Origin of the sequence: Paenibacillus pasadenensis, assembly GCF_023715725.1 — a bacterium.
Classification (GTDB): Bacteria; Bacillota; Bacilli; order Paenibacillales; family Paenibacillaceae; genus Paenibacillus_O; species Paenibacillus_O pasadenensis_A.
In genome coordinates this window covers 1-470 of record NZ_JAMBOT010000041.1, presented here as the reverse complement: position 1 = coordinate 470, position 470 = coordinate 1, and the positions used below count along the sequence as shown (strand labels likewise).

The following is a 470-nucleotide window of genomic DNA, read 5'->3' as shown; positions in this document are numbered from 1 at the left end:
GTCAACGCGCTGCACGAGCGGGAAGCCGAAATCCAACAGGAGCTTAATCTCAACGCCGATCAGGCCCAGCGCTATATCCAGCGTACCGCGGATGTAATGAAAGAGCTGAAGTATGTCGCCGGTAATCGCTTGTCGGCAGGGGACGCGGTAGCGCAAGGGCAAAACGGCGATATGGCGGTGCCCAACTTTGAACCCCTGTACCCCGATTCCGACTGCAGCGCGATGAGCGCCACCTGGCGTAATTCGCTGCAGTCGCTGGCATGGTTTATGCGCTACTGGCGGGATAATTTTACTGCCGCCTACGACCTTAACCGCATCTTTCTCATCGGCAGCGATAACCTCTGCATGGCCAACTTTGGCCTGCGGGACGTGCCGATTGAGCGCGATCAGGCGCTGAAAGTCCTGCATCAGCGCATAGAGCAATATCGCAACGCGCCGCAAAATGAGCGCGGCAACAACCTGTTCTGGAT

General features: G+C 57.4%; 1 protein-coding gene. It reads left to right on the top strand.

Going from position 1 to position 470, the window contains the following annotated elements; genetic code table 11:
* A partial coding sequence (locus M3223_RS23860) for a hypothetical protein (protein WP_251566269.1) occupies positions 1-470 on the top strand: 470 nt, incomplete at both ends.